The sequence below is a fragment of the Embleya sp. NPDC056575 genome (assembly GCF_042793325.1).
In the GTDB taxonomy this organism is placed as follows: domain Bacteria; phylum Actinomycetota; class Actinomycetes; order Streptomycetales; family Streptomycetaceae; genus Embleya.
Map to the genome: position 1 here is coordinate 1 of NZ_JBHTVA010000197.1, position 1,120 is coordinate 1,120.

General features: G+C 66.9%; 2 protein-coding genes. Both read left to right on the forward strand.

Translation table 11 applies throughout. The features are described 5' to 3' along the window. On the forward strand, positions 1–756 hold a 756-nt coding region (locus ACFRCG_RS48705), incomplete at its 5' end, for an aminoglycoside phosphotransferase family protein (protein WP_380043111.1). Between the two features lie 73 nt (positions 757–829). Next, positions 830–1,120 (forward strand): transposase (locus tag ACFRCG_RS48710; protein ID WP_380043113.1); only part of this gene is annotated, 291 nt, incomplete at its 3' end.

A 1,120-nucleotide genomic window follows, 5' to 3' on the forward strand; every position in this document is an offset into this window, starting at 1 on the left:
GGGGACGACCTCTCCGCGCGTTTCCCGCTGCGTCTGACCGATGCCGCGGAGGCGCAGGCGGTTCTGGAACGGGAAGCCCAGGCGAGCGCGGAGCTGGCACAGGTGTCTCGGTTCCCCGTTCCGGAACCTGTCACCCTGGGAAAGCCTGGAGCGGGTTACCCCATGCCGTGGTCGATCCAGACATGGCTGCCGGGAACGGTCGCCTTCGATGCCGACCCGAGTGGGTCGGACGCTTTCGCCGAGGACCTTGCGGCCTTCATCGCAGCCCTGCGGGACGCCGAGACGCGGGGGCGGCGTTTCAGCGGCGAGAACCGTGGCGGCGTTCTCGCTCACCACGACGACTGGATGGCGAAGTGCTTCGAGGAGAGCAAGGGGCTGCTCGACGTGCCCCGGCTGCGCCAAGTGTGGAGCCACCTCCGGGAGTTGCCACGCACGGCTGCCGACGTGATGAGCCATGGTGACCTGATTCCCGGCAACGTACTGGTCGCGGGAGACCGGCTCAGCGGCGTACTCGACACCGGCGGCTTCGGCCCGGCCGACCCCGCGCTGGATCTGGTCAGTGCCTGGCACCTGTTGCAGCCAGGCCCGCGGGAAGTGCTCCGGCAGACACTGGCCTGTGACGATCTGGAGTGGGAGCGCGGCAAGGCATGGGCGTTCGAACAGGCCATGGGTGTTGTCTGGTACTACGTCGAGAGCAATCCGACGATGAGCAGAATGGGGCGCCGGACACTCGACCGCATTTTGGAGTCCGACTAGGGCGGGTATCGGGTTGTGATCTGTTTGGGGGTTTCGCCCTCGCGGTCGTGCCTGATCCGGCAGATCTTGTTGTATGACGCGAGTACAACTCACAGACGCCGAGTGGGAGTTCATTGAGCCGTACCTGCCGATCGGTGAGTACGGCCCGTACCCCGAGCGGCTGCGCCGGCAGTTCGAGGGCGTGATCTGGCGGTTTCGGACGGGCGGCCAGTGGCGGGAGATGCCGCAGGAGTTCGGCGCCTGGTCGACTGTCCACAACCGCTTCCGGCAGTGGAGGGATGCCGGGGTGTTCGAGGCCCTGCTGGAGGGCGTGATTACGGAAGCCGCGAAGCGGGGTGAGGTGGACTTGTCGCTGGTCAGCGTG